The sequence below is a fragment of the Mycolicibacterium aurum genome (genome assembly GCF_900637195.1).
Classification (GTDB): Bacteria; Actinomycetota; Actinomycetes; order Mycobacteriales; family Mycobacteriaceae; genus Mycobacterium; species Mycobacterium aurum.
In genome coordinates this window covers 5,539,229-5,562,833 of sequence record NZ_LR134356.1, presented here as the reverse complement: position 1 = coordinate 5,562,833, position 23,605 = coordinate 5,539,229, and the positions used below count along the sequence as shown (strand labels likewise).

Below are 23,605 nucleotides of genomic sequence, written 5' to 3'. Positions count from 1 at the left end.
CAGTTCAGGACGAGCTGAGCCGGGTTTCTCTCCTTCACTCCTGGAAGGTCTCTGCATATGACAGAAGACGTCGTTCCCCGCCAGACCACCCCGCCGGATTCCGTTCAGCGCCTCAAGCGCAACGCGGTCGGAACGTTCGGCGTGATCTTCATGGCGGTCGCCACCGCCGCACCGATCACCGCGATGGTCGGCAACGTGCCGATCGCCGTCGGCTTCGGAAATGGTTCACACGCCCCCGCCGGCTACCTGGTGGCCACCACCGTGCTCGGGCTGTTCGCGATCGGCTACGCGACGATGGCCAAGCACATCACCGCCACCGGCGCGTTCTACGGCTTCATCTCGCACGGGCTGGGCCGCGTCATGGGCATGGCCAGCGGGATGATCATCACGATGGCGTACATCGTCTTCGAGGGTTCGTTGATCGGCATCTTCTCGTACTTCTTCGCCGACTTCGCCGCGACGCAGTTCGGGATCTCCGTGCCCTGGCTGGCACCGGCGATCCTGATGCTGGTGCTCAACTGTGTGCTCACCTACTTCGACGTGAACCTCACCGCGAAGGTCCTCGGAGTCTTCCTGATCACCGAGATCTTCATGCTGTCGCTCGGGGCGCTGGCCGTACTGTTCCGCGGTGGCGGGCCCGAGGGCTTCGTTGTGGCCGAGACACTGAACCCGATCGGTGCGTTCACCGCCGCGGAGGGCATCGTCGGAGCCAGCGCGGGCCTGGGCCTGTTCTTCGCGTTCTGGTCCTGGGTCGGGTTCGAGTCGACGGCGATGTACGGCGAGGAGTCCAAGGACCCGAAGCGGATCATCCCGCGCGCCACCATGATCGCCGTGCTGGGTGTGGGCCTCTTCTACGTCTTCGTCTCGTGGATGGCGATCGCGGGCACGGGACCGCAGCAGGCGGTCGAGCTGGCGCAGGACCCCGCGACGGCGGGCAACATCTTCTTCGATCCGGTGCAGGCCACCTACGGAGACTGGGCCATCACGTTGTTCAAGTTCCTGCTCGTGACGGGTTCCTTCGCGTGCGGTATGGCATTCCACAACTGCGCGTCGCGCTACATCTACGCGATGGGTCGCGAGGGTCTGTCGACGGGCCTCCAGAAGACCATCGGTGCGACGCATCCCACGCACGGTTCGCCCTACATCGCGTCGTTCGTGCAATCGGGCATCACGCTGGTGCTGGTGCTCGCGTTCTTCTTCGCGGACATGGATCCCTACGTCCACCTGTACGGGCTGCTGGCGATCCTGGGCACGATGGCGATCCTGATCGTGCAGTCGCTGTGTGCCTTCGCGGTGATCGCGTACTTCCACTTCCACAAGAACCACCCGTCCAGCGCGCACTGGTTCAAGACGTTCCTGGCGCCGCTGCTCGGTGGCATCGGCATGCTCTACGTCGTGTACCTGCTCTGGCAGCACAAGGAGTCGGCCGCCGGAGCCGCGTCGGGCACGCTGCTGTTCAAGCTGACCCCGTGGATCGTGGTGGGGCTGTTCGCGCTCGGTGCTGCGATGGCGCTGTACTTCAAGTTCAATGACAAGCGGCGCTATGAGCTGATCGGTCGGGTCGTGTACGACGACAGCGAGATCCGCGACTAGGGAGGCCTTTGTGGCAGAGGAGTTGGGCCGGTTTCGGGTACTGAACTCCAAGCCGGTCAACCTCGACGGGTTCAGCGTCCCCGACGCTGAACTCGGCCTGGTCGCGATGCGCAGCCCCCATGACCCCTCGCCATCGCTGGAGATTCGCGGTGGTGAGGTGGTCGAACTCGACGGCAAAGGCGCCGTCGAGTTCGACGTCATCGACGAGTTCATCGCGCGGTACGGAATCGACCTCGCCGTCGCCGAGGAGGCGATGGCGCTCGACGACGTCACGCTGGCGCGGATGGCGGTCGACGTCAACGTGTCTCGTGCCGAGGTGGTGCGGCTGATCGGTGGCACCACCCCGGCGAAGCTGGCCCGCGTCGTCGCGCTGATGTCCCCGGTCGAGATGCAGATGGCGATGGCCAAGATGCGGGCCCGACGCACCCCGAGCAATCAGGCCCACGTCACCAACCAGCTCGACGACCCGCTGCTGATCGCCGCGGACGCGGCGTCGGCGGTGGCCTACGGGTTCCGTGAGGTGGAGACGACGGTGCCGGTGCTCGGTGACGCGCCGTCGAACGCGGTGGCGCTGCTGATCGGTTCGCAGGTCGGCACGCCGGGGGCGATGGCGCAGTGCTCCATCGAGGAGGCGCTGGAACTGCGGCTGGGGCTGCGGGGTCTCACCAGCTACGCCGAGACCATCTCGATCTACGGCACCGAGCAGGTGTTCGTCGACGGCGACGACACCCCGTTCAGCAAGGCGATCCTGACCTCGGCGTACGCCTCTCGCGGGCTCAAGATGCGCGTCACCAGCGGCGGCGGCGCCGAAGTGCTGATGGGCGCCGCCGAGAGGTGTTCGATCCTGTACCTGGAGTCGCGGTGCGTATCGCTGGCCAGGGCGCTGGGCTCCCAGGGCGTGCAGAACGGCGGCATCGACGGCGTCGGGGTGGTGGCATCGGTGCCGGAGGGCATGAAGGAACTGCTCGCCGAAAACCTGATGGTGATGATGCGCGATCTCGAATCGTGCGCGGGCAACGACAATCTGATCTCCGAGTCCGACATCCGGCGCAGCGCGCACACCCTGCCGGTGCTGCTGGCGGGAGCGGACTTCATCTTCTCCGGATTCGGGTCGATTCCGCGCTACGACAACGCGTTCGCGCTGTCGAACTTCAACTCCGACGATATGGACGACTTCCTCGTCCTGCAACGCGACTGGGGCGCCGACGGGGGCCTGCGCACCGTGTCGCCCGAGCACCTGGAAGCGGTACGCCGCCGGGCCGCAACGGCGGTGCAGGCGGTGTACCGCGATCTCGGCCTCGCCGACTACGACGACGCCCGCGTCGAGGAGGTGGTGTTCGCCAACGGATCCCGGGACCTGCCCGCCGGACACCCGAAGATGGTGGCCGAAGCGGCGACGTCGATCGAAGCCAAACAGCTCACGGTGTTCGACGTCATCGCGTCGCTGCAGCGCACTGGCTTCACCGAGGAGGCCGAGGCCATCACGACGCTGACGCGGGAACGCCTGCGCGGCGACCAGCTGCAGACATCGGCGATCTTCGACGAGCAGTTCCACGTGCTGTCCAAGCTCACCGATCCCAACGACTACAGCGGGCCCGCAACGGGTTACGCGCTCACCGAGCATCGGCGCGCCGAGATCGACGCGGTCCGGCAGGCCCGCAGCAGCGCCGAGTTGACCGCCGATCAGGTCGAACACCACGGTCATGTCGTCGTCACCGACGTCGAGCCGGCGCGCCAGGGCAGCGATCCGCGTGAGGTCTGCATAGGGCTGTCGCCGGCCTGGGGCCGCAGTGTGTGGCTGAGCCTGTGCGGGCTGACGGTCGGCGAGGTGCTCCGGCAGATATCGGCAGGCCTGGAGGAGGAGGGCTGCGTGGCCAGGACGGTCCGGGTGCGTTCCACCATCGACGTCGGTCTCATCGGGCTGACAGCCGCCCGGCTGTCCGGCTCGGGTATAGGAATCGGGTTGCAGGGCAAGGGCACCGCGCTGATCCATCGCCGTGACCTGGCGCCGCTGGCCAACCTGGAACTGTTCAGTGTGGCTCCGCTGTTGACCGCGAAGATGTACCGCGAGCTGGGCAAGAACGCCGCCCGCCACGCCAAGGGCATGGCACCGGTGCCGATCTTCACCGGAGGTACCGACGAGTCGATCTCGGCGCGCTACCACGCCAGGGCCGTCGCGCTCGTGGCACTCGAACGCGAGGCGTTCGAACCCGGGCAGCCGCCGATGACAGTAAAGGTCGAGAACCCGTGACTGAGAAGATCAGCGCTGCGGCGAGCCGCGAGATCACGGTGGCGAACGCCGTCGACGGCAAGCTGGGGCTCGGGGACCTCCGGATGGATCCGGCCGCACTGGCGCACCAGGCGGCGGTGGCCGCCGAGGGCGGCAACCCGCAGCTGGCCGAGAACTTCCTGCGCGCAGCCGAATTGGCCCTGATCGACGACGAGCAGGTGATGGCGCTGTACGAGGCGCTGCGGCCGCACCGGTCGACGGCCGCCGACCTCGACGACCTCCGGACCTCACTGCTGGCGACCGGGGCGCCGCGCTGTGCGGCCCTGGTCGAGCAGGCTGCGGCGGTCTACGCCCGTCGCGGCCTGTTGCGTTGACGCCTGTGGGACGCCTGGTCGCCGGGATCGACATCGGCAACCACACCACGGAGATCGTGCTGGCCCGGGTGCAGGACGGCACCGTCACCACCGTCGCGTATGACCAGGCCCCCACACGGGGCCGCAAGGGCAGTGAGGAGTCGCTGCACGGGGCGGCCGCGCTGCTGCACAGGATCGAGGTCGACGCGGGAACCCCTGCCGACGAACTCCTGCTGTCGGCGTTGCGTCCGGTGGATACCGCGACGGCGCCGATCCCGCCCGCGTTCTCGCCGTCGTCCCCGGTGCGGAGTCTGCGCCGCCCTGATGCCAGCACTCCAGCCGGTACGGGATACGGAGTGGGACAGCATGTTCGGCTCGTCGATCTGGACCGCCCGGTCGTCGCGGGTCCGGTGGTCATCTCCGTAGACGGGACCACCGATTTCGAGGTGGCGGCGCGGGAGATCACCGGTGCGGTCGAGCGGGGTTGGCAGGTGGTGGGAGTGGTGGCCGCCCAGGACGACGCCGTGCTGATCCGCAACCGGATCCCGGTGGATGTGCCGGTGGTGGACGAAGCCGACGTCGCGGACCTGGCGCCGGGAGCGTTGGTGGCCGTCGAAGTGGTCGAGGAGGGTCGCGCGTACCGTGCGATGGCCGACCCGATTGCGCTGTCCGCGGCACTGCAGTTGCCGGCCGACAGCCTGGTCGAGGTCGCCGAATTCTGCCGGGAGCTGGCCGATTCGGCGGCGATCGCCGTCACGCAGCGCACCGATCCGCCGGATCCGCCGACCGAGGACGGCGACTATGTGCAGATCCGTACCGGCGCCACAACCGTCCGGTACTCGCCGGCCCAGGCGCACACCGTGCTGCGGCGATCAGCACCGGGCCGCGTCGCTGCCGTCAGGTTGCGGGCCGTACCGACCGCGGCGGACGGTCTCGCCGTGCACGACGCGTTCTTCACCGACCTCGCGGCGATCGACAACGGCGCCTGGCTCCGGCGCGGGGTTGCCGACACCCAGGGCACGGTCGTGGCCCTGCTGGCCGCTGAGGAAGCCGAGGATGCAGCCGCGGTGCTCGGCCGGCTGACAGGCCGTCCCGCACAGACGCTGACCACCGAACCGGAGGCCGCCGCATGGGGTGCACGCACCACGCCGGGCCTGCCACCGGATGCGGTGGTATGCGATATCGGCGGTGGCACAGTCGATCTCATCGGCGCCGACCGAACTGTGGTTGCTGCCGGTGCGGGCGAGTCGATCACGGTCGCCGTCGCACGGGTGTTGGGCGTACCGCGGGCGCTGGCCGAGACGGTCAAGCGCACTCCGGCCGTCCGGGTGGAGGGTCCGCATGTCGCGCACGAGGAGGACGGGCGCCGCGTCTTCCTCGACTCCCCGGCGTCATCGGACGCGATCGGCAGGTTGTGTGCTCGGGGGAGTGCCGGCTTGGTGCCGTTCTCCAATCGCCTGGCCGCCGAGGAATGGCGCAGCCTGCGGCTGGCGATCAAGCAGGAGACGGTCGCCGCCAACATCTCCCGATGCCTGACCGCGTTCGAGAAGGCACCCGCCGCACTGGTTCTCGCGGGTGGTGGCGCACTCGACGACGAGCTCATGCGCACCGTGGGTGAGACCCTGCGCAGCGTCCCGGTGGTGGTGGGCCGGGCCAATATCGACGGTGTGCACGGCCCTCGCTTCGCCGTGGCCCGCGGCCTGGTCGCTATGTACGCGCAGCGGTAGGCAGGCCGGCCAGCGCGTGTTCCACCTGGCTTCGCCACTGGCCGGGTTCGATTCGGTGCACCGCGGAATCTCCCTGGTAGGCACTGGAGATCACCACATCAGGCGACAGGTCGGCGAGGATACGCAGGCTGTCGGCGATCGTGATGGCGTCCTGCGGCTGGTGGAAGCCCTCGATGTAGCCGGCCCACCACTGTCCCTCGGCGTTGCAGAACAGGGTGTCGCCGGTGAACAGGTAGACCCCTTCCGCACCGCGGACGCGGTAGCAGACGCTGCCGGGGGAGTGTCCGGGCGTCGGGATGATCTCGACGCCGTTGGGGTCGGTGTGGTGGTCGCGCAACGGTACGTCGACATGGGCGTGCTGTCCGATGTCGTGCAGATCCGCCTCGGGGGCGTGCAGTGTCGAACCGAACCGCGCGGCGATCGACGTCAGCATCGGACCCGCCTCGTCGCGGTGGGACAGGTACTGATGGCTGACGCCGCCGAGGCCGGCAATGTCGTCGAACTCGTCGTCGCTGCCCGGTGAATAGAACAGCGCCCGGAAGGGCGTCCACAGGTAGGCGTGAGTGGTCAGGCCGGGAAACGGTGAGTAGGTGCGGGTTTCCCAGAGATCGTCGAGTACGTGTTTCATGCCTCCAGGCTGCAACCTCAACAAATGTTCAGGTCAAGAGGTGGCGCGGAAGGTCACCCGATCTCGGCGAGCTGCTTGACCGCCGGGGCGATGCTGTCGATCCACTTCGCCGGAGATCCGGTGGGTGGAAAGACGATGACTTCGTCGATGCCGAGCGTGGCGTATTCGGCCATGGTGCGGACGAAGTCGTCCCGCGTCTCGGGTGCCGGGCTGAGGTCGTTGACCATGATCGTCTTGCGGATGGCGTCGTAGTCGCGGGCAGCGTCATCGCAGTGCCCGCGCAGCACCCGCAGCTTGTGAGCCACCTCGTCGGGAGAGGTGCCGAACAGGTTGCAGGCGTCGCCGTACTGAGCGACCAGGCGCAACGTCTTGCGCTCACCGCTGCCACCGATCAGCACCTTCGGCCGGTTGATCGGCTGCGGGTTGCACAGCGTCTCCTGCAGGCGGTAGTGCTTGCCCTCGTACGGGCCGTTGTTCTCCGGATCCCACATCTGGTTGCAGATTTGCAGCGCTTCTTCAAGCCGTTCGAAACGCTCGGCCAGCGGCGGATAGGGCACGCCGAGGCCGACGTGCTCGCGCTCGAACCAGGCCGCTCCGATGCCGAGCACCGCGCGACCGCCTGACAGCACATCCACGGTCGTCACGGTCTTGGCGAGCAACCCCGGGTGACGGTACGTCACACCGGTGACGAGCAGTCCGAGACTGATCTGCGACGTGTGCCCGGCCAGGTAGCCCAGCAGCGTGTAGCCCTCCAGCATGTTGGCCTCGGCGGGCAGCCCCGTCGGCTCGATCTGGAAGAAGTGGTCCATGAACCACAGCGAGGTGGCGCCCGCCCCCTCCGCGGCTGCGCCCACCTTCGCGAGCTCCGGTCCGATGGCGGCAGTTCCGCCGTCGATGTCGAGGATGGGAATGCTGAGTCCGAGGTCCATACCTGGCTATAACCCGAGGGTCGTCGAGCCATTCCGCTTTGGCAGCAACTTAGGCACTGGGGCGAGTACCGCCAAGGTCGGTTTCAGCCCGCGGTGGTGTCGACGCCGAGGGCGGTCAGCAGCGCCTCGCGGTGCGTGATGAACTCGGGGTTGCGGTAGGTACGGGCCCCAGGGGTGTGGAAGTCCAGCCGGCGGTCGGCGACGAACCTGCCGTCGTCGAGCACGAGCACCCGGTCGGCCAGCGCCACCGCCTCGTCGACATCGTGGGTCACCAGAAGCACGCCCGGCCGGTACTTCGCGCACAGTTCCTTGAGCAGACGGTGCATCCGGACCCGGGTCAGCGCGTCGAGGGCGCCGAACGGTTCGTCGGCCAGCAGCAGCGCGGGGTCGCGGACCAGGGACCTTGCCAGAGCGACGCGCTGCTGCTCGCCACCGGAAAGGGCATAGGGCCAGGCATTCTCGCGGCCGGCCAGGCCCACGTCGGCCAGCACCGCGACACCGCGCGCCCGGGCGTCGCGCCCGGACAGACCGAGCGTCACGTTGTCCAGCACCCGTGACCACGGCAGCAGCCGGGAATCCTGAAACACCACCGAGACGTCGGGGGAGACGAACAGGTCACCGGAGCCGGACACCCCGTGGTCGAGCCCGGCGAGCGCGCGCAACAGCGTGCTCTTGCCGGACCCGCTGCGGCCCAGCAGCGCAACGAACTCGCCCTTGCGGATCGACAGGTCCACGCCGTCGAGAACCGTGGTGCCGTTGAAGGAACGGTGTACACCGCGCACGACGGCGACCTCGGGTTCGGGTCTGGGTTCGGTCAGGTGCCGAGCGCTCGCCGCCATGACAGCGCCCTCCTCTCGATCGCCCGGACCACGTAGTCGCCGGTCAGGCCGAACACCGCGTACACCAGCAACCCCACCACCACGATGTCGAGTTGGCCGTACAGTCGCGCCTGGGTCATCAGATACCCGATGCCGCTGGTGGCGTTGACCTGTTCGACCACCACCAACGCGGTCCAGGAGATCGTGACCGCGAGTCGCAGGCCGGTGAAGAAGCCGGGCAGCGCGCCGGGAACGGCAACCTTGCGGATGAACTGGAATCGCGACAAGCCCACGGTCTCCGCCAATTCCACGTGGCGAAGGTCCACGCCTTTGAGTTGAGCGGTCGTGTTGATGTAGACCGGGATCAGCACACTGGTGGCGATGATGATGATCTTCATCGTGTCGCCGATGCCGAACCAGATGATCGCGAGCGGGATGATCGCCAGGGTCGGCACGGCGCGCTTGACCTGAATCGGCCCGTCGACGATCGCCTCACCGATACGGCTGAGACCGGAGATCAGCGCCAGCACCAGGCCCAGCGTCACGCCGATCACCAACGACACCGACGCCAGTTTCAACGACGACAGGATGTTCGCGGGCAGCCGCCCGTCGGCCCACAGTTCGCCGGCCGTGCGGACGATGTCGACCGGATGCGGCAGCGTCTGCGGATCCAGCACCCCCAGTTCGGAGGTGACGAACCAGAGCACCACGAGCAGCACCGGACCGATGGCCAGCGACCCCGGGATCGGCCGGCCCGGGCCGAGACGCCGGCCGCGACGGGTGCCGGACCGGTGCACCAGGTGCGCGTAGCGGCCGGTGTCGGAGGTGGGCTCGGCGCTCACGCCGGCGGCGCGGGTGTCGAGGCTGGTCACGTGGTCCCCTGGGCGGGCCGGGGCGAATCCGCGGTGAGTTCGGCGAAGCGGAAGTCGAATTCATCTCGGGCCGAGAGCTTTTTGCCGGTGAACGCACCTGCGGACTGCAGCAGGTCGATGGTCTCCTGTTGGATCCCGATGACCTCGTCGGTGAATCCGGGCGGGGTGCCTGCGCCGTCCGACTCGGCGATGACGCGGGCGTCCTCGGGCGTCACGTTCTGGTCTTTGACCAGGTACTCGTCGATCCAGACGTCCTTGTTGTCGTTGAGCCACTGCTCGGCCCGGTACCACGCGATGACGAATTCGCGGATGGCCGCCGCCTGACCGGGGTCCGACAGCGCGTCCTGGCTGGCGTACACGTAGTACAGACCGGGGGAAGCCCTTGGTGCATTGGGTAATTCGGTGCTGCCCTTGCCTTCGGTGGAGGCCAGGTAGCGTGCCCGGTCGGGCTGCTTGAGCACTGCGGCGTTGATCTGCTCGGCGCGCAGGCCGTCGGCGAACTCGGCCAGCCCCAGGTTCACCACCTCGACGTCGTCGATGCTCAGACCGGCCGCCTTCAGGTTTCGCAGCAGGGTCGCCTGCTGCGACGTGCCTTCGTTGATCGCAACCTTCTTGCCTGCAAGGTCTTTCAGCGTCGTGATGCCCGATTCGGGTGAGGTCGCGATCTGTGCCCCGGGTCCGTCGTGCACGACGGTGCCGACGATGGGGACGCCGGCGTCGGAGTACTGGGCCAGGATGGGCGGTACGTCGCCGACCCGCCCGAGTTGGGCGTTGCCCGAGCGGATCGCCTCCAGCCGCAGCGGTCCGCTGCTGAAGTTGGCATAGGTGACGTCGGCGGACAGCCGCTCCTGTTCGCCGGAGAGCGCGAACAGTGTCTTGAGCCGGTTGGCATCGTCCGCGACCACGAGCGTGGTGCCGTCAGGTACCTCGACGGGGAGGGGATCGTCGGGGCCGAGTCGTCCTGCCGACGACGCGGGCCCCTGGGAGCCGCAGGCGGCCAGGGAGCTTCCGGCCAACACGGCGATCACGGTGAGCCGGGCCAGCCGGCGGAAACGCGTTCGCATGGTGGGTGCTCCTGTCAGCTGGCCGCCGACACGGCGGTGGCGCCGGTGGCGAATCGGTTGCGGGGCCGGTCGATTCCGAGGTGGTCGCGCAGCGTCGTGCCGGTGTAGTCCTCGCGGAAGAGTCCGCGACGCTGCAACTCGGGCACCACCTGGTCGACGAACTCCGTCAGCGAGGACGGCAGTGCGGGCGGGATCAGGTTGAACCCGTCGGCGGCTCCGGTGGTGAACCACTCCACGATGGTGTCGGTGACCTGCTCGGGTGTTCCGGCGAAAACGCGGTGCCCGCGCCCACCGCTCAACCGCAGCAACAGTTCCCGGACGGTGAGACCGTCGGTCTCCACCAGCCGGCGGACGAGGGCGAACCGGCTCTTGAGGTGGGTGGCGGCGGAATCGTCTGACGGGAAGTTCAGGCGCCTGTCGAGGTCGTCCTTGGTCACGGCGTACCCGACGATGCGGCTGAGTTGTTCCAGCCCGTAGTCGGGGACGGTGAGGTCCTCGAGCTGACGCTGGCGTTGCCGCGCCTCGGCCTCGGTACCGCCGATGATGGTCGACAGGCCGGGCAGGATGTGCACCTGGTCCGGGTTGCGGCCGAACCTGCGGATCCGCGCCTTGACGTCGCGGTAGAACTCGCGGGCCTCGGCCAGCGTCGGCTGCGCGGTGAAGATGCCTTCGGCGTACCTCGCCGCGAGGTCTTTGCCGGGTTCGGAGGAGCCGGCCTGAAACAGGACCGGGTGGCCCTGCGGGGAGCGGGGCACCTCCAGGGGGCCAGCGACCTGGAAATGCTCGCCGACATGGTTGATGGCGTGGATCTTGGCCGGATCGACGAAGCGCGGGGCGTCGCCGTCGATGCCCTTGTCACCGACGATCGCGTCGTCCTCCCAGCTGTCCCACAGCGCGGACGTGACCTGCAGGAACTCGTCGGCGCGGCGGTACCGGTCGTCGGGGTCGGGGTGGGCGGGATATCCGAAATTGGCTGCGGCCGCACCGTTGGCGGTGGTGACGACGTTCCAGCCCGCGCGGCCCCGGCTCACGTGGTCGAGCGTGGCGAACCGGCGGGCCAGGCTGTACGGGTCGCTGTAGGTGGTGGACGCGGTGGCGATGAGCCCGATCCGGCTGGTCGCACCGGACAGCGCGGTCACCAGCGTCACCGGGTCGAGCGCGTCGAAGGGGCGGAACTCCGTCTTGTCCTTGAGCACCGGATGGTCGGCGAAGAAGATCGCGTCGAGCCTGCCGCGCTCGGCGACGTGCGCCAGCTCGATGTAGTGGTCGATGTCGGTGATACCGGACAGCCGGGTCTCGGGCAGCCGCCACGCGGCTTCGTGCTGGCCGATGTTGCGCAGGAACGCATTCAGGTGCAGTTGTCTGGCGGGCGCTGCCATCAGGGAGGGTCCTTCAATCGGGTGTGTGCGGGCGGTGATCCCATTCGAAGACACCGAACGCGCCGAGAGAACCCTTTCGATCAGAGCGATCGAGAGACGCCGCAGGGGTCAGCGGTCAGGGTCGCCGAGGCCGGGCACGATGTCGTCGAGGCGGAACGTCACCGGCCGATCCAGCTGGTCGTAGGTGCACGACCGCGGATCGCGATCCGGCCGCCAGCGGTTGAATTGCGCTGTGTGCCGGAATCGTTGGCCTTCCATGTGGTCGTAGCGCACCTCGACGACGCGGTCGGGGCGCAGCGGCACGAACGACAGATCCTTGCCCGCGTTCCAGCGCGACCCTCCGCCGTAGCGGCGTACGACGTCGGGATCGGTGTGCGCGGCCCAGTTCCACGGGTGCTCGTCGAACCCTGTCACCAGCGGCTGCAGTTCGGTGAACAGCTCGCGGCGACGGGCCATCGGGAACGCCCCGATGACACCGACCGACGCCAGCGCACCGTCACCGTCGTACAGGCCCAGCAGCAACGACCCGATCGCGTCGGGCCCGGACTTGTGCAACCGGTACCCGGCCACCACGCAGTCCGCGGTGCGCTGGTGCTTGATCTTGAACATCGTCCGCTTGTCCGGCAGGTACCGGCCGTCCAGAGGTTTGGCGATGACACCGTCCAGACCTGCCCCCTCGAACTCGTCGAACCACCGCTGCGCGGTGGCCACGTCCGTCGTCGCCGGCGTCACGTGGAAGGTCGGCCCGCAGCCGGCGAGCGCATCGACGAGCGCGGCGCGCCGCTCGACGAACGGCCGTGTCGTGTAATCGATGTCGTCGAGAGCAAGCAGGTCGAAGGCGATGAACGCGGCCGGGGTCTGTCCGGCCAGCATCCGCACGCGTGACGCCGCGGGGTGCAGCCGCAGCTGCAGCGCCTCGAAGTCGAGCCCGTGCCCGGACGCGATCACGATCTCGCCGTCCAGGACGCAGCGCGACGGTAGTTCGGTCAGCGCCGCCTCGACGAGCTCCGGGAAGTACCGTGTCATCGGCCGTTCGTTACGGCTACCCAACTCGACCTCGGCACGGTCGCGAAACAGGATCGAGCGGAACCCATCCCACTTGGGTTCATAGGACGCACCGGACGGGATCTGCCCGACGGACTTCGACAGCATCGGCGACACCGGGGGCATGACGGGCAGTTGCACCCGACCATTGTCGCGCGGACCGCCCCGGCTCAACTCACAGGTCGGACGCGCCGCCGTCGACGAGCAGCTCGGTGCCGGTGGTGTACGTCGCATCGAACCCGAGGAAGAGGATCGCCTTCGCGACCTCCTCCGGCAACCCGAAGCGCTGCATCGGATTGCTCGCCTTGACCTGATCGAGGAATTCACGTGCGGCGTCCGGGGACATGGTGCGCTGCAGGATCCCGGTATCGACGGGGCCGGGGGAGACGGCGTTGACGCGGATGCCCCGATCGATCAGCTCGCGGGCGAAGGTCCGGGTCAGGGACCGCAATGCCGCCTTGGTCGCCGAGTAGACACTCGTCGCCGCAATACCTTTGGTGTTGCTGACCGACGTGGTGAGCACCACGGCGCTGCCGTCGGGCAGCAGCGGCAGGAACTTCTGCAGAGTGAAAAAGGGTGCCTTGGTGTTCAGCTCGAAGAGCGCGTCGTAGTCGGCCTCGCTGGTGTCGTCCACGGTCGAGGTCACCGTGGCGCCGGCATTGAGCACCAGCAGGTCGACGGCGCCGAATTCGGCAGCGGCGCGCTCGACCAGTGCGTCGATTCCGGAGACGGCGTCGCTGGCCTCCACGATGGCCCGCGGACCCAGTGCGGCCCTCGCCTTTTCCAGCGACGCGGGAGTCCGCCCCGTCACCAGGACCCGCGCGCCACCGTCGACGAGCAGCTGAGCGGTCGCCAGCCCGATCCCGCTCGTGCCGCCGGTGATGACGGCCCGCTTTCCCTCGTACTGATTCACAGTCGGATGTCCTTTCACAGTTGTGACTCGCCGCCGTCGACGACGAGTTCGATACCGGCGACATAGGTCGCGTCGAATGCCAGAAATGCCACCGCAGGGGCGAATTCATCGGGATGGCCCCAGCGCCGCATCGGGCTGCTGTCGGTGAACTCGGCCTTGAGCTGCGCCGCCCGCTCCGGCACCTCTTTCTCCAACTTGCCGGTGTCGATGGAGCCCGGGCTGATCGCGTTGACCCGGATTCCCCTGGGCAACAACTCCCGGCTGAGAGTGCGTGCCATCGACCGCAGCGCCGCCTTGCTGGCCGAATACACGCTCAGCGCCGCCCATCCCGTCTGGTTCGCGATCGATGTCGTGAGCACCACACCGCTGCCCGGGGCCAGCAGTGGCGCCAGTCGCTGCACGGTGAAGAACGGCCCCTTGGTGTTGATGGCGAAGACCTGGTCGAAGGTCCGTTCGGTGACATCGTCGAACGCGTCGAAGCTGCCGATGCCGGCGTTCACCACCAGTGCGTCGAGCGACCCGAACTCCTCCCTGGCGCGGGCGGCCAGCGCGTCGATGTCCGCCAGCGAACTCGCGTCGCTCGCCAGCGTGATCGCGTTGCCACCGAGCCGCCGGCCCGCGGCCTCCAGCGTGTCCCGATGCCGTCCGGTGATCAGGACGTGGGCTCCGTTGTCCACGAGGTAGCGCGCCGCCGCCAGTCCCAGACCGCTGCTGCCTCCCGTGATCACCACGTTCTTGCCGTCGTATCTGCTCATGTCTCTCGAGTCTGCGGCGGTCTGTTCCGGGTGTCCAAGACCTGGTCGGTACCCGGTTATGCGGAAACGGAATAACCCCGGCGACGCCTGAAGTTGCACGTCGAATGAACGATCTCGGGATCGACCTGGAGCTGCGGCTGGTGCGGTACTTCACGGTTGTCGCGGAGCATCGGAACTTCAGCCGCGCGGCCGCCGAGCTGCACCTGGCGCAGCCATCGCTGAGCCGCCAGATCCAGCGCCTGGAGCACCGACTCGGCGTGCAGTTGCTGGAGCGCACTCCGTCGGGAGCGCTGCTCACCGAGGCCGGCGCAGCGTTCCTCCCGGAAGCGCAGGCCCTGCTGCGCACCGCCCGCCGCGCCGCGCTCACCGCACGCGCGCACGCACCCGTCGGCAAGGTCGTCATCGGATACGTGGAGGATCTGGTGATCACCCCGGCGGTTCGCGAACTGCGGCACCGCAATCCGGGGGCCGAGATCGTCACCCGCCACCTGCAGTGCCACGAGGAGGGGCTGTTCGCCGAAGGGCAGGTCGACGTACTGGTGGCCAGGGACCCGTTGTTCATCCCTACCGACGGCATCCGGGTCGCCGCGCTGTACGAGGAGCCGCGGATGTTGGTCATGCCTCCTGACCATCCGCTGGCCGACCGCGTGTCGGTGTCGCTGGAGGAGTTCGCCCGCGACCAGTCGATCATCTGCTCGCACGGCGGGATCCGGTCGATCTACCCGGCGGGCTCCTATGAGCCGAATGATCCGGGTCCGATGTCAGCTGCACCCACGGTCGAAAGTTTCGAGGACAGAATCGAACTCGTCGCCAGCGGCCAGGCGATCGCGGTGCTGCCCGTCGGTGACCGGCGCACGTCGCTGCGCGACGGGCTGGTGACCGTTGCGCTGCAGGGATTCCCCGCCAGCACGGTCGTCGTCGCCAGTCGTGTCGGCGACCAGAATCCCCTGGTGGCCGAGTTCGTCAGGACCGCGCACACGCACCTCACCGGGCCCGGGTCACCGGCGGCCACTCAGATTCAGGCGGGGGCCAGCCGGTAGTGACGGACCGGCAACGTCAGTCCGGTGTGCGCAGCGTCGCCAGCAGGGCGTCGAGGACGAACTCGAAGACAGCGTCGTAATCGGTCGGGGCCTGCAGCGCCTCGACCAGCGCGCGGTCGGGGGACGCGTCCGCCCACAGCGACGGATCCTCCTCGTCGTGTTTGGCGCCGCGCACCGCGGAGAACTGCATGACCGCCGACGAGATGACGTGCACCTGGACAGAGCGCAGGATGAGTGCCGCCTCGGTTCCGGTCACGTCCAGCTCCGCCAGCTGCGCTGCCAATGCTTGCTGGATAGGTAGGAACAGCTGTGGTGTGCGGTCGCGTTCGTGGGCGATGCCGAGAAGGTGCTGGCGTTCGATGAGCACCCGCCGTTGCGAACGGGCCAGCGACGCAATGCGTTCGACGGGATCATCGCCTTCGGCGGGCAGATTCGCCAGCTCGCCGAGCAGTCGCTCGACGAGGCTGTCCAGGAGCTGATCCCGCCCCCCGATATGCCAGTAGATGGACGTGACCGCCACGCCGAGCCGGTCGGCGAGGTTGCGCATCGTCAGTGCCTTCACCCCGTCGATCTCGATCAGCTGGGCTGCGGTCTGCAGGATCAGCTCCGCGGTGACGCCGGGATCACCGGTGGGCTTGCGGCGCGGCGGCGCCATCGGTGTCACCCCCGGTCATCCGATCCTGTTCCGGCACATCGAGATAACGTTCCAGGTTGCGATGCATGTTGATGATCCGCCGCTCCTCGTTCGACAGCACGAGGTGCGTCAGACCCGGTTGATGCAGTCCGCGTTGAAGCCCGGGCAGCACCTCGATGTCCTGTGTCAGAACCAGACCGGGGTGGGCTTCGTCGGCCCGCAGCCGGATATCTGCGGGCGTGCCGCGCGGCGCACCCGGCGGCATCCGCATCCACAACGTCATCACCAGCTCGCCCCGGTCGGGATCGGCACCCGGTCGGGACGTGAGCACGGTCAGGTGGTCGGCGTTGGTCAGGACGGACAGGTTGGGGAACACGTTGTACTGGTGCAGTTGCATGATCTGGTCGTCGGTGGCCCACTGGAGATCGACACCCCGTCCGGCGGCGAAGGCTCTGGTCCGGTCGGCGATCACCTCGGCCACGGTTTGGCCCGGCGTTTGTTGCTCGGCCGGGAACGGGGTGCCCTCGGCGACGCCCATGAGCGTGCCCTGTGTGGACACGTACGCGTCCCACACCGCGGCGTCGTCCACGTTCTCCTTGAGGTGCGGACTGGGCACGCCGTAGCGCTGTTCGGACTTGCCGGTGTGGCCCCAAATGGTCTGCGGTGCATAGACATCGTCCATGCACCTGTGCAGTTCGGGGTGCAGGGTCTGGATGTGGTAGGTCTCGCTGAACCCGTCGGCGATCGTCTTCCAGTTGGCGTCGACGTCGATGGTCATGGTGGCGTAGCAGCGGAACTCGCCGAGGCGGTTCCACGCGATGTCGTCGGGCACCGCCTCGAGGTAGTCGCGCAGCGGTATCGCGGATGAGTCGAGATTGACGAAGACGAGGCGTTCCCAGGTGTCGACCTGTACCGGGACGAGCGGGAACTCGCTCATAGGGAGCGCGCCGAAACCCTTGCGATGGGGCACGCGTCGCAGCGCACCCTGCAGATCCCAGGTCCAGCCGTGATACCCGCATCGGAGTTCACGCAATTGTGAGCCGGCGCCGGTGCACAGGGCGTTGCCGCGATGGCGGCAGACGTTCTGGAATGCCCGTAGCTCTCCGTCGTCTCCGTGAACGACGAGCACCGAGTAGGGCCCGCAACGGTACTCGAAGTAGTCACCGGGTTCGGCGACGTGATCGACGGTGCACGCGAACTGCCAGACCTTCGGCCACATCCGCTCGTTCTCAAGCGCTGCGAACTCGGACGAGTAGTAACGCTGCGCCGGGACCAGGGTGGGACGCTGCGGCGGCACGCCGATGGCGTCCTCTCGCGCCGAGCGAGGTCGGGTGGGTGGCGCGGGTGTGTTGGTGCTGTAGCTGATCTGCGCCGTGTGCGTCATGACTCGTCCTTCGAAAAAGTCGCTACTCGCCTTGGGTGGAAACGGCTCGTGCGCTTGGCAACGCTATTACATTGGCCTCTGTAACGGTGTTACATTCACGAAGAAACCGGCTGCCGCTGCGCTCGAGGAGGAAATCGTGTTCGACCTGAAGATCACCGGCGGGACCGTGGTGGACGGCACGGGCGCGGACCGCTTCACCGCCGACGTGGCGGTCAAGGACGGCAAGATCGTCGAGATTCGTCGCCGTGGACCGAGCGACCCGCCACTGGAGGGCAACGCCACCGAGACGATCGACGCCACCGGAAAGATCGTCGCGCCGGGCTTCGTCGACATCCACACCCACTACGACGGGCAGGTCAGCTGGGACAGCGTGCTGGAACCGTCCAGCAATCACGGGGTCACGACCGTCGTCGCCGGCAACTGCGGCGTCGGCTTCGCGCCGGTGCGGCCCGGTAGCGAGGAGTGGCTGATCGCCCTGATGGAGGGTGTCGAGGACATTCCAGGTACGGCGCTCACCGAGGGCATCACGTGGGGCTGGGAGAGCTATGCGGAGTACCTCGACGTGATCGGCACCCGGGAGTTGGCTGTCGACTTCGGCAGCCAGATCGCCCACGGCACGGTGCGTGCATACGCGATGGGCGAGCGCGGGGCCCGCAACGAACCGGCCACACCGGAGGACATCGCCGCCATGAGCCGGCTGGTCCGTGAGGCCGCCGAGGCGGGCGCGCTGGGCTTCTCCTCCTCCCGCACCATCGCCCACCGGGCCATGGACGGCGAACCCGTCCCGGGGACGTACGCCGCCGAAGACGAACTGTTCGCCCTCGGCCACGCGATGGCCGCCGGTGGGGCCGGCGTGTTCGAGCTCGCACCGCAGGGCGCGGCGGGGGAGGACATCGTCGCGCCGAAGAAGGAACTGGAGTGGATGCAACGGCTCGGCTCCGAGATCGATTGCGCGCTGAGCTTCGCGCTGATCCAGGTGGACGCCGACCCGAACCTGTGGCGCGAGCAGCTCGACATCTCGGCGGCCGCGCACGAGGCCGGCAGCCGGCTGCACCCGCAGATCGCTGCCCGCCCGTTCGGCATGCTGCTCGGCTTCCCCGGCCACCACGCGTTCACCCACCGCCCCACCTATCGACGCTTGAAGGCGGAGTGCACCCGCGAAGAACTGGCCGCTCGATTGGCTGAACCCGCTGTGCGGCAGGCGATCCTGTCCGAGGACGATCTGCCGATCGATCCGACGAAGCTGTTCGACGGCATGTTCGCGCTGGCGCAGAACGTAACCGAGCGGCTGTACTACCTGGGCGAGCCGCCCAACTACGAGCCCACCGACGAGGACACCGTGGCCGCGATCGCGCGCGAACGCGGTCAGGATCCGCTGGCGGCGATGTACGACCTGATGCTGGAGGCCGACGCCGGCAACATGCTGATGTTCCCGATGTTCAACTACTCCAACGGAAACCACGACGCCATCCGCGAGATGATCACCCACCCCGCGGGCGTGATGGGCCTGTCGGACGGCGGTGCGCACTGCAGCATGATCTGCGACGCGTCCTATCCCACGTTCCTGCTGACGCACTGGGCCAGAGACCGGCACCGCGGCGCGACGCTGCCGTTGGAGTACGTCATCCGCAAGCAGGCACACGACACCGCGCAGCTGTTCGGACTGACCGACCGCGGCGTCATCGCCGTCGGCAAGAAGGCCGATGTGAACGTGATCGACATGAACGCGCTCACGCTGCACGCCCCGCGGATGGCCTACGACCTGCCCGCGGGCGGACACCGGCTGGTCCAGGGGGCATCCGGCTACGACGCCACCATCGTCAGCGGAGTCGTGACGCGCCGCCACGGCGCCGACACAGGGGCACGTCCGGGTCGGCTGGTGCGCGGAGCGCGGTAGGTGTCCTTTCGGTACGACCCACGGCACCGGCCACCTCAGCCCGCCCTGCCTCCGCCTGACGCGTTCCACGTCGACAAGGCTGTTGTCGCCGAGGGTGTTTCACTGGCGTATGTCCGGGAGGGCGTCGGTGGTGTGCCGCTGCTGTTGATCCACGGCTACCCGGAGACCAAGCGGATCTGGTGGCGCAACATCGAGGCGCTCGCGGCGTCGGGCTTCGAGGTCGTCGCACCCGACCTGCGGGGCTACGGAGACAGCGACCTCCCGCCCGACGATCGCCACGACATCGTCACCTACTCACACGACCTGCACGCGTTGATGCACGACCACCTCGGCCACGCCTCGTGCGTGATCGCGGCAAGCGACGTCGGCGGTGTCGTGGCCACCGACATGATCCACCGCTTTCCCGGGTTCGTGACCGGGTTCTGTGTGTTCAACACCGTTCCGCCGATGGGTGTCGACTACACGGGGATCGCCGTCGCTGGCACTGCCGACATCGCCGACGGATCGGCGATCAGCGACCCGACCGGCGACTACCGGTGGATGCAGGGCGCGTTCCCCGACGAACTCGCCGCGATGCTGCGCTCCGCGCAGGCGCGCAGGCAGTGGGTTGCCTCGATGTACACCAACCGACTGTGGGGGTCGAGGTACGCGTTCGAACAGGCGCACGTCGACTTCATGACCGAACCGTTCGCCGACGAGGCGCGGCTGCGTGCCGGCTGGGCGACCTATCAGCTGGCCTACGGCCGCGCGATGCCCGAGTTCCCGTTGATGGACGCCGTCGATGTCCGAACCCTGATCCTCTACGGGCCCGACGACCACGCCATCGGGGAGGACTTCGTGCCGCGGTGCGAACGAGCCTTCCGCAATCGCATCGGGCCGCTCGTGGTTCCGGGGGCCGGCCACTTCCTGCAGTGGGAGCGTGCGGACATCTTCAACGAAGTGCTGCCCGCGGTGTTCGCCGCCGCGCAGACCGCCCACCTGTGACCGACCGCTCCCGAAAGGACCGTATGACCACGCCCGTCTCCGTGAGGCCCTATCCGATCGCCGTGGCGCAGGAGCAGCTCGACGATCTGCGGCGTCGGCTGGAACTCGCGCGCTGGCCGGCCGAGATCGACGGCGCCGGTGGCGATTACGGTACCGACCACGCGTTCCTCCGTTCGGTGATCGACAGATGGACGAGCGGCTACGACTGGCGGCGCACCGAAGCCGAGCTGAACAGCTGGGGGTCGTACATCACCACCGCCGCCGGCCAGCGGGTGCATCTGCTGCACGCGCGTTCCGCGGATCCCGGCGCCATCCCGCTGGTGCTCACCCATGGCTGGCCCGGATCCGTCGTCGAGTTCCTCGACGCGCTGCCCCTGCTGGTGGACCGCTTTCATGTGGTTGTCGTGTCGATGCCCGGCTACGGATTCTCCGGCCCGACCAGGGAGCGGGGGATCGACGTCGCCAAGGTGGCCGCTGCCGTCGCCGACGTCATGGCCCAGCTCGGCTATGACCGGTACGTCGCCCAGGGCGGCGACTGGGGCGCGCTCGTCACCCGGTACCTCGGCGAGCATTTCACGCCCAATGTCGTTGCCATCCATACGAACATGTTGTTCGCGCTGCCGCCTGAAGGCGCGTCGGATGCCATGGTGGGCGTCACCGAGGACGAGATCGCCGCGATCGTGCGGACGTCGGCGCAGGTGGCCGACGGCACCGCCTACATGGATGTGCAGTCGACGCGTCCGCATTCTGTCGGCTTCGGGCTGGACGACTCGCCGATCGGACTTGCCGGGTGGATTCTGGAGAAGTTCGCCGCATGGTGTGACACCCGCGACGGCATGCCGGTGAGCACCGATCGGCTGATCGACAACCTGATGATGTACTGGCTCACCCGCACCGCGACGTCGGCGGCACGCCTGTACTACGAGTCGGCCCGCGCTGGGACGGGTGCGCTGAGTCCGTGGCAGGGCCGGGTCGACGTCCCGACCGGATACGCGGTGTACCCGTGCGAGATCCTGCAGACGCCGCGCGTCTGGGCAGAAAAGCACTACAACTTGGTGCATTACACGCATCAGGAGCGCGGCGGGCACTTCGCCGCTTTCGAACAGCCCGAGTTGTTCGCGGCCGATCTCACCGCGTATGGAGCACATCTGCGGGACGTGGGTCTGTTCGGCTGAGCCGTGACGGTCCGCGGACCCAGACGGCGTACGCGATGACATTGTCTGGGTACACCGGTCTAGGTGAGTATGAACACCGTGGATCTCCCCGTTCGGCCACCACTGGAGCCGATGCTGGCCAAAGCGCAGACCAAGGTGCCTGACGACGCCGGCGTCTGGTCCTATGAACCCAAGTGGGACGGTTTCCGGGCGCTGGTGTTCCGCGACGGCGACGACGTCGTGCTGCTGTCGCGCAGCGGCAAGGACCTGGCCAGGTACTTCCCGGAAGTGCTCGACTCGGTGCGCGACGAACTCGCGCCGCGCTGTGTGCTCGACGGCGAGATCGTCGTCCCCCGTGAGATCGCCGGACGCACTCGGCTGGACTGGGAGTCGCTGAGCCAGCGCATCCACCCCGCGGAGTCCCGGGTGCGCAAGCTCTCGCAGGAGACCCCGGCCCACTTCATCGGTTTCGACGCCCTCGCCAGCGGTGACTCCTCGCTGATGAAGGAGCCGTTCCGGGTTCGCCGACAGGCTTTGATCGACGCCGTCGACCACACCACGTGGTGTCACGTCACACGCACGACCGAGGACCCCGGGCTCGGTGCGCAGTGGCTGGAGGAATTCGAAGGAGCCGGCCTGGACGGCGTGATCGCCAAGCGCCTTGACGGGCCCTATCTGCCGGGTAAGCGGGAGATGATCAAGGTCAAGCACCACCGCGACGCCGACTGCGTGGCCATCGGCTATCGGATCCACAAGAGCGGGGAGGGCATCGGTTCGATCCTGCTCGGTCTGTACCGCGAGGACGGTGAACTCCAGATGGTGGGTGGGGCCGCCTCCTTCACCGCCAAGGCGCGCATCTCACTGCTCGCCGAACTGGAGCCGCTGCGCATCGGTGAGGACGTGCGCGACGGCGAACCCAGCCGGTGGAACTCCGCGGCCGACAAGCGCTGGATCCCGATCCGGCCGGAGAAGGTGTGCGAGGTGGCGTACGACCAGATGGAAGGCGCCAGCGAGCACGGCAGGCGGTTCCGGCACGCGGTGAAGTTCCTCCGCTGGCGGCCTGACCGAGATCCCGAGAGCTGCCGTTTCGATCAGCTCGACGCGCCACTGCACTACGACCTCTACGACGTACTGGAGAAGTCCTGATATGGCAAGCCCTGCAACCGAACTCGACGTCGACGGCGTCAAGGTCCGGCTCACCAATCCGGACAAGCCCTTCTTCCCGAAGCTGGGCAAGGACGGCACCAAGGGCAAACTGGTCGAGTACTACCTGTCGGTCGCCGGGCCCATGGTCGCGCTGCTGCGGGACCGGCCCGTGCACCTGCAGCGGTTCCCCGACGGGATCGAAGGCGAGGAGATCTATCAGAAGCGGGTGCCGCGGAAGCATCCCGACTATCTCGAAACCTGCACTGTCACATTCCCGTCCGGAAGGACCGCCGATGCGCTGAAGATCACCCACCCGTCGGCGATCGCGTGGGCGGCGCAGATGGGAACGGTGACGTTGCACCCGTGGCAGGTGAGATGCCCGGACACCGAACATCCCGACGAGCTGCGCATCGACCTCGACCCGCAGCCTGGCACAGGCTTCACAGAAGCCCGCGAAGTGGCCGTGGACGTCCTCAAACCCCTGCTCGACGAGCTCGGTCTGGTCGGATACCCGAAGACCTCCGGGGGCCGCGGCGTGCACGTCTTCCTGCGCATCGCGACCGACTGGGATTTCATCGCGGTTCGGCGCGCAGGCATCGCGCTGGCCCGCGAGGTCGAGCGGCGGGCCCCGGACGCGGTGACGACGTCGTGGTGGAAGGAAGAACGCGGCGAGCGCCTGTTCATCGACTACAACCAGAACGCCCGCGACCGGACCTTCGCCTCGCCCTACTCGGCCCGCAAGACCCCGATTGCCACTGTGTCGACACCGCTGACGTGGGATGAGCTCCGCGCCGCCGAGCCCGACGACTACACGATTCTCACCGTGCCGGGTTTCGTCGCAGGCCGGCCGGACCCGTGGGCCGACATCGACACGAACGCCCAGTCGATCGACGTCCTGCTGGAGATGGTGGCCGCCGACGACGAACGCGGGCTGGGCGATCTGCCCTATCCGCCGAGCTACCCGAAGATGCCGGGCGAACCGCCCAGGGTGCAGCCGAGCAAGAAGGTCGCCGCGCACTGGGATGAGGACGGCAATCGCATAGCCGACTGACACGGCCATA

Annotated in this window: 21 protein-coding genes; 10 read left to right on the top strand and 11 right to left on the bottom strand. The window is 67.9% G+C overall.

The window, feature by feature from the left end; genetic code table 11:
• Nucleotides 1–57 precede the first annotated feature (57 nt).
• The 4 genes from EL337_RS26365 to EL337_RS26350 are packed head-to-tail and all read left to right on the top strand — an operon-like array spanning nt 58 to nt 5,903.
• The gene (locus EL337_RS26365; protein WP_048635154.1) at nt 58–1,593 is read left to right on the top strand and encodes an APC family permease; all 1,536 of its coding nucleotides are present in this window, start codon (nt 58–60) and stop codon (nt 1,591–1,593) included.
• 10 nt (nt 1,594–1,603) lie between these two features.
• Nucleotides 1,604–3,844 carry a propanediol/glycerol family dehydratase large subunit gene (locus tag EL337_RS26360; RefSeq protein WP_048635155.1) on the top strand — a complete coding sequence of 747 codons (2,241 nt, stop codon included), beginning with the start codon at nt 1,604–1,606 and terminating at the stop codon, nt 3,842–3,844.
• Entirely contained in the window at nt 3,841–4,197 is a 357-nt protein-coding gene (locus EL337_RS26355) for a diol dehydratase small subunit (RefSeq protein WP_232786918.1), read from the top strand. Before EL337_RS26360 ends, EL337_RS26355 begins: the two co-directional genes overlap by 4 nt.
• Nucleotides 4,194–5,903, top strand: a complete 1,710-nt coding sequence (locus EL337_RS26350) for a diol dehydratase reactivase ATPase-like domain-containing protein (protein ID WP_048635156.1) — start codon at nt 4,194–4,196, stop codon at nt 5,901–5,903. The genes EL337_RS26355 and EL337_RS26350 overlap by 4 nt, the downstream gene beginning before the upstream one ends.
• Here the strand turns inward: EL337_RS26350 and EL337_RS26345 are convergent.
• From EL337_RS26345 to EL337_RS26305, 9 genes are all read right to left on the bottom strand, one after another.
• Entirely contained in the window at nt 5,884–6,531 is a 648-nt protein-coding gene (locus EL337_RS26345; RefSeq protein ID WP_048635157.1) for an MBL fold metallo-hydrolase, read from the bottom strand. The genes EL337_RS26350 and EL337_RS26345 overlap by 20 nt on opposite strands.
• Nucleotides 6,532–6,584: 53 nt before the next feature.
• The gene (locus EL337_RS26340; RefSeq protein ID WP_048635158.1) at nt 6,585–7,460 is read right to left on the bottom strand and encodes an LLM class F420-dependent oxidoreductase; all 876 of its coding nucleotides are present in this window, start codon (nt 7,458–7,460) and stop codon (nt 6,585–6,587) included.
• An 83-nt stretch (nt 7,461–7,543) separates the two neighbouring features.
• Nucleotides 7,544–8,299, bottom strand: a complete 756-nt coding sequence (locus tag EL337_RS26335) for an ABC transporter ATP-binding protein (protein WP_083443279.1) — start codon at nt 8,297–8,299, stop codon at nt 7,544–7,546.
• On the bottom strand, nt 8,275–9,120 hold the full coding sequence (locus tag EL337_RS26330) for an ABC transporter permease (protein ID WP_048635191.1): 846 nt from the start codon (nt 9,118–9,120) through the stop codon (nt 8,275–8,277). The genes EL337_RS26335 and EL337_RS26330 overlap by 25 nt, the downstream gene beginning before the upstream one ends.
• Nucleotides 9,121–9,146: 26 nt before the next feature.
• The gene (locus EL337_RS26325) at nt 9,147–10,214 is read right to left on the bottom strand and encodes an ABC transporter substrate-binding protein (protein ID WP_048635159.1); all 1,068 of its coding nucleotides are present in this window, start codon (nt 10,212–10,214) and stop codon (nt 9,147–9,149) included.
• A gap of 14 nt (nt 10,215–10,228) precedes the next feature.
• Nucleotides 10,229–11,593 carry an LLM class flavin-dependent oxidoreductase gene (locus EL337_RS26320; protein WP_048635160.1) on the bottom strand — a complete coding sequence of 455 codons (1,365 nt, stop codon included), beginning with the start codon at nt 11,591–11,593 and terminating at the stop codon, nt 10,229–10,231.
• Between the two features lie 108 nt (nt 11,594–11,701).
• Nucleotides 11,702–12,778, bottom strand: coding sequence for an ATP-dependent DNA ligase (locus tag EL337_RS26315; RefSeq protein ID WP_048635192.1), 1,077 nt, complete (start codon nt 12,776–12,778; stop codon nt 11,702–11,704).
• A 34-nt stretch (nt 12,779–12,812) separates the two neighbouring features.
• Nucleotides 12,813–13,550 carry an SDR family oxidoreductase gene (locus EL337_RS26310; RefSeq protein ID WP_048635161.1) on the bottom strand — a complete coding sequence of 246 codons (738 nt, stop codon included), beginning with the start codon at nt 13,548–13,550 and terminating at the stop codon, nt 12,813–12,815.
• A 14-nt stretch (nt 13,551–13,564) separates the two neighbouring features.
• Nucleotides 13,565–14,305 (bottom strand): SDR family oxidoreductase, encoded by a 741-nt coding sequence (locus EL337_RS26305; RefSeq protein WP_048635162.1) that lies wholly within the window; start codon nt 14,303–14,305, stop codon nt 13,565–13,567.
• A gap of 104 nt (nt 14,306–14,409) precedes the next feature.
• Between EL337_RS26305 and EL337_RS26300 the strand changes: the two genes are divergently transcribed.
• The gene (locus tag EL337_RS26300; RefSeq protein WP_048635163.1) at nt 14,410–15,345 is read left to right on the top strand and encodes a LysR family transcriptional regulator; all 936 of its coding nucleotides are present in this window, start codon (nt 14,410–14,412) and stop codon (nt 15,343–15,345) included.
• Between the two features lie 16 nt (nt 15,346–15,361).
• Here the strand turns inward: EL337_RS26300 and EL337_RS26295 are convergent, their stop codons facing one another.
• Together EL337_RS26295 and EL337_RS26290 are read right to left on the bottom strand one after the other, a co-directional pair.
• Complete coding sequence (locus EL337_RS26295; protein WP_048635164.1) at nt 15,362–16,000, bottom strand: TetR/AcrR family transcriptional regulator; 639 nt, start codon at nt 15,998–16,000, stop codon at nt 15,362–15,364.
• Nucleotides 15,969–17,363 carry an aromatic ring-hydroxylating oxygenase subunit alpha gene (locus tag EL337_RS26290; RefSeq protein ID WP_048635165.1) on the bottom strand — a complete coding sequence of 465 codons (1,395 nt, stop codon included), beginning with the start codon at nt 17,361–17,363 and terminating at the stop codon, nt 15,969–15,971. Before EL337_RS26290 ends, EL337_RS26295 begins: the two co-directional genes overlap by 32 nt.
• Before the next feature lie 136 nt (nt 17,364–17,499).
• Here EL337_RS26290 and EL337_RS26285 point away from each other — a divergent pair, with 136 nt between their 5' ends.
• From EL337_RS26285 to ligD, 5 genes are all read left to right on the top strand, one after another.
• Nucleotides 17,500–19,260, top strand: a complete 1,761-nt coding sequence (locus EL337_RS26285; protein WP_048635166.1) for an N-acyl-D-amino-acid deacylase family protein — start codon at nt 17,500–17,502, stop codon at nt 19,258–19,260.
• Complete coding sequence (locus EL337_RS26280) at nt 19,261–20,244, top strand: alpha/beta fold hydrolase (RefSeq protein WP_048635167.1); 984 nt, start codon at nt 19,261–19,263, stop codon at nt 20,242–20,244.
• 23 nt (nt 20,245–20,267) lie between these two features.
• Complete coding sequence (locus tag EL337_RS26275) at nt 20,268–21,419, top strand: epoxide hydrolase family protein (protein WP_048635168.1); 1,152 nt, start codon at nt 20,268–20,270, stop codon at nt 21,417–21,419.
• 69 nt (nt 21,420–21,488) lie between these two features.
• The gene (locus EL337_RS26270; protein ID WP_048635169.1) at nt 21,489–22,544 is read left to right on the top strand and encodes an ATP-dependent DNA ligase; all 1,056 of its coding nucleotides are present in this window, start codon (nt 21,489–21,491) and stop codon (nt 22,542–22,544) included.
• 1 nt (nt 22,545) lies between these two features.
• Nucleotides 22,546–23,595, top strand: coding sequence for a non-homologous end-joining DNA ligase (gene ligD / locus EL337_RS26265; protein WP_048635170.1), 1,050 nt, complete (start codon nt 22,546–22,548; stop codon nt 23,593–23,595).
• The last annotated feature ends 10 nt before the right edge of the window (nt 23,596–23,605 follow it).

Excerpts from the sequence above, each read along its gene's own strand:
- ligD (WP_048635170.1), top strand. The coding sequence starts at position 22,546 with ATGGCAAGCCCTGCAACCGAACTCGACGTCGACGGCGTCAAGGTCCGG.
- EL337_RS26340 (WP_048635158.1), bottom strand. The coding sequence starts at position 7,460 with ATGGACCTCGGACTCAGCATTCCCATCCTCGACATCGACGGCGGAACT.
- EL337_RS26335 (WP_083443279.1), bottom strand. The coding sequence starts at position 8,299 with ATGGCGGCGAGCGCTCGGCACCTGACCGAACCCAGACCCGAACCCGAG.
- EL337_RS26290 (WP_048635165.1), bottom strand. The coding sequence starts at position 17,363 with ATGACGCACACGGCGCAGATCAGCTACAGCACCAACACACCCGCGCCA.
- EL337_RS26365 (WP_048635154.1), top strand. The coding sequence starts at position 58 with ATGACAGAAGACGTCGTTCCCCGCCAGACCACCCCGCCGGATTCCGTT.
- EL337_RS26345 (WP_048635157.1), bottom strand. The coding sequence starts at position 6,531 with ATGAAACACGTACTCGACGATCTCTGGGAAACCCGCACCTACTCACCG.
- EL337_RS26300 (WP_048635163.1), top strand. The coding sequence starts at position 14,410 with ATGAACGATCTCGGGATCGACCTGGAGCTGCGGCTGGTGCGGTACTTC.
- EL337_RS26325 (WP_048635159.1), bottom strand. The coding sequence starts at position 10,214 with ATGCGAACGCGTTTCCGCCGGCTGGCCCGGCTCACCGTGATCGCCGTG.
- EL337_RS26320 (WP_048635160.1), bottom strand. The coding sequence starts at position 11,593 with ATGGCAGCGCCCGCCAGACAACTGCACCTGAATGCGTTCCTGCGCAAC.
- EL337_RS26270 (WP_048635169.1), top strand. The coding sequence starts at position 21,489 with ATGAACACCGTGGATCTCCCCGTTCGGCCACCACTGGAGCCGATGCTG.
- EL337_RS26305 (WP_048635162.1), bottom strand. The coding sequence starts at position 14,305 with ATGAGCAGATACGACGGCAAGAACGTGGTGATCACGGGAGGCAGCAGC.
- EL337_RS26295 (WP_048635164.1), bottom strand. The coding sequence starts at position 16,000 with ATGGCGCCGCCGCGCCGCAAGCCCACCGGTGATCCCGGCGTCACCGCG.
- EL337_RS26275 (WP_048635168.1), top strand. The coding sequence starts at position 20,268 with ATGACCACGCCCGTCTCCGTGAGGCCCTATCCGATCGCCGTGGCGCAG.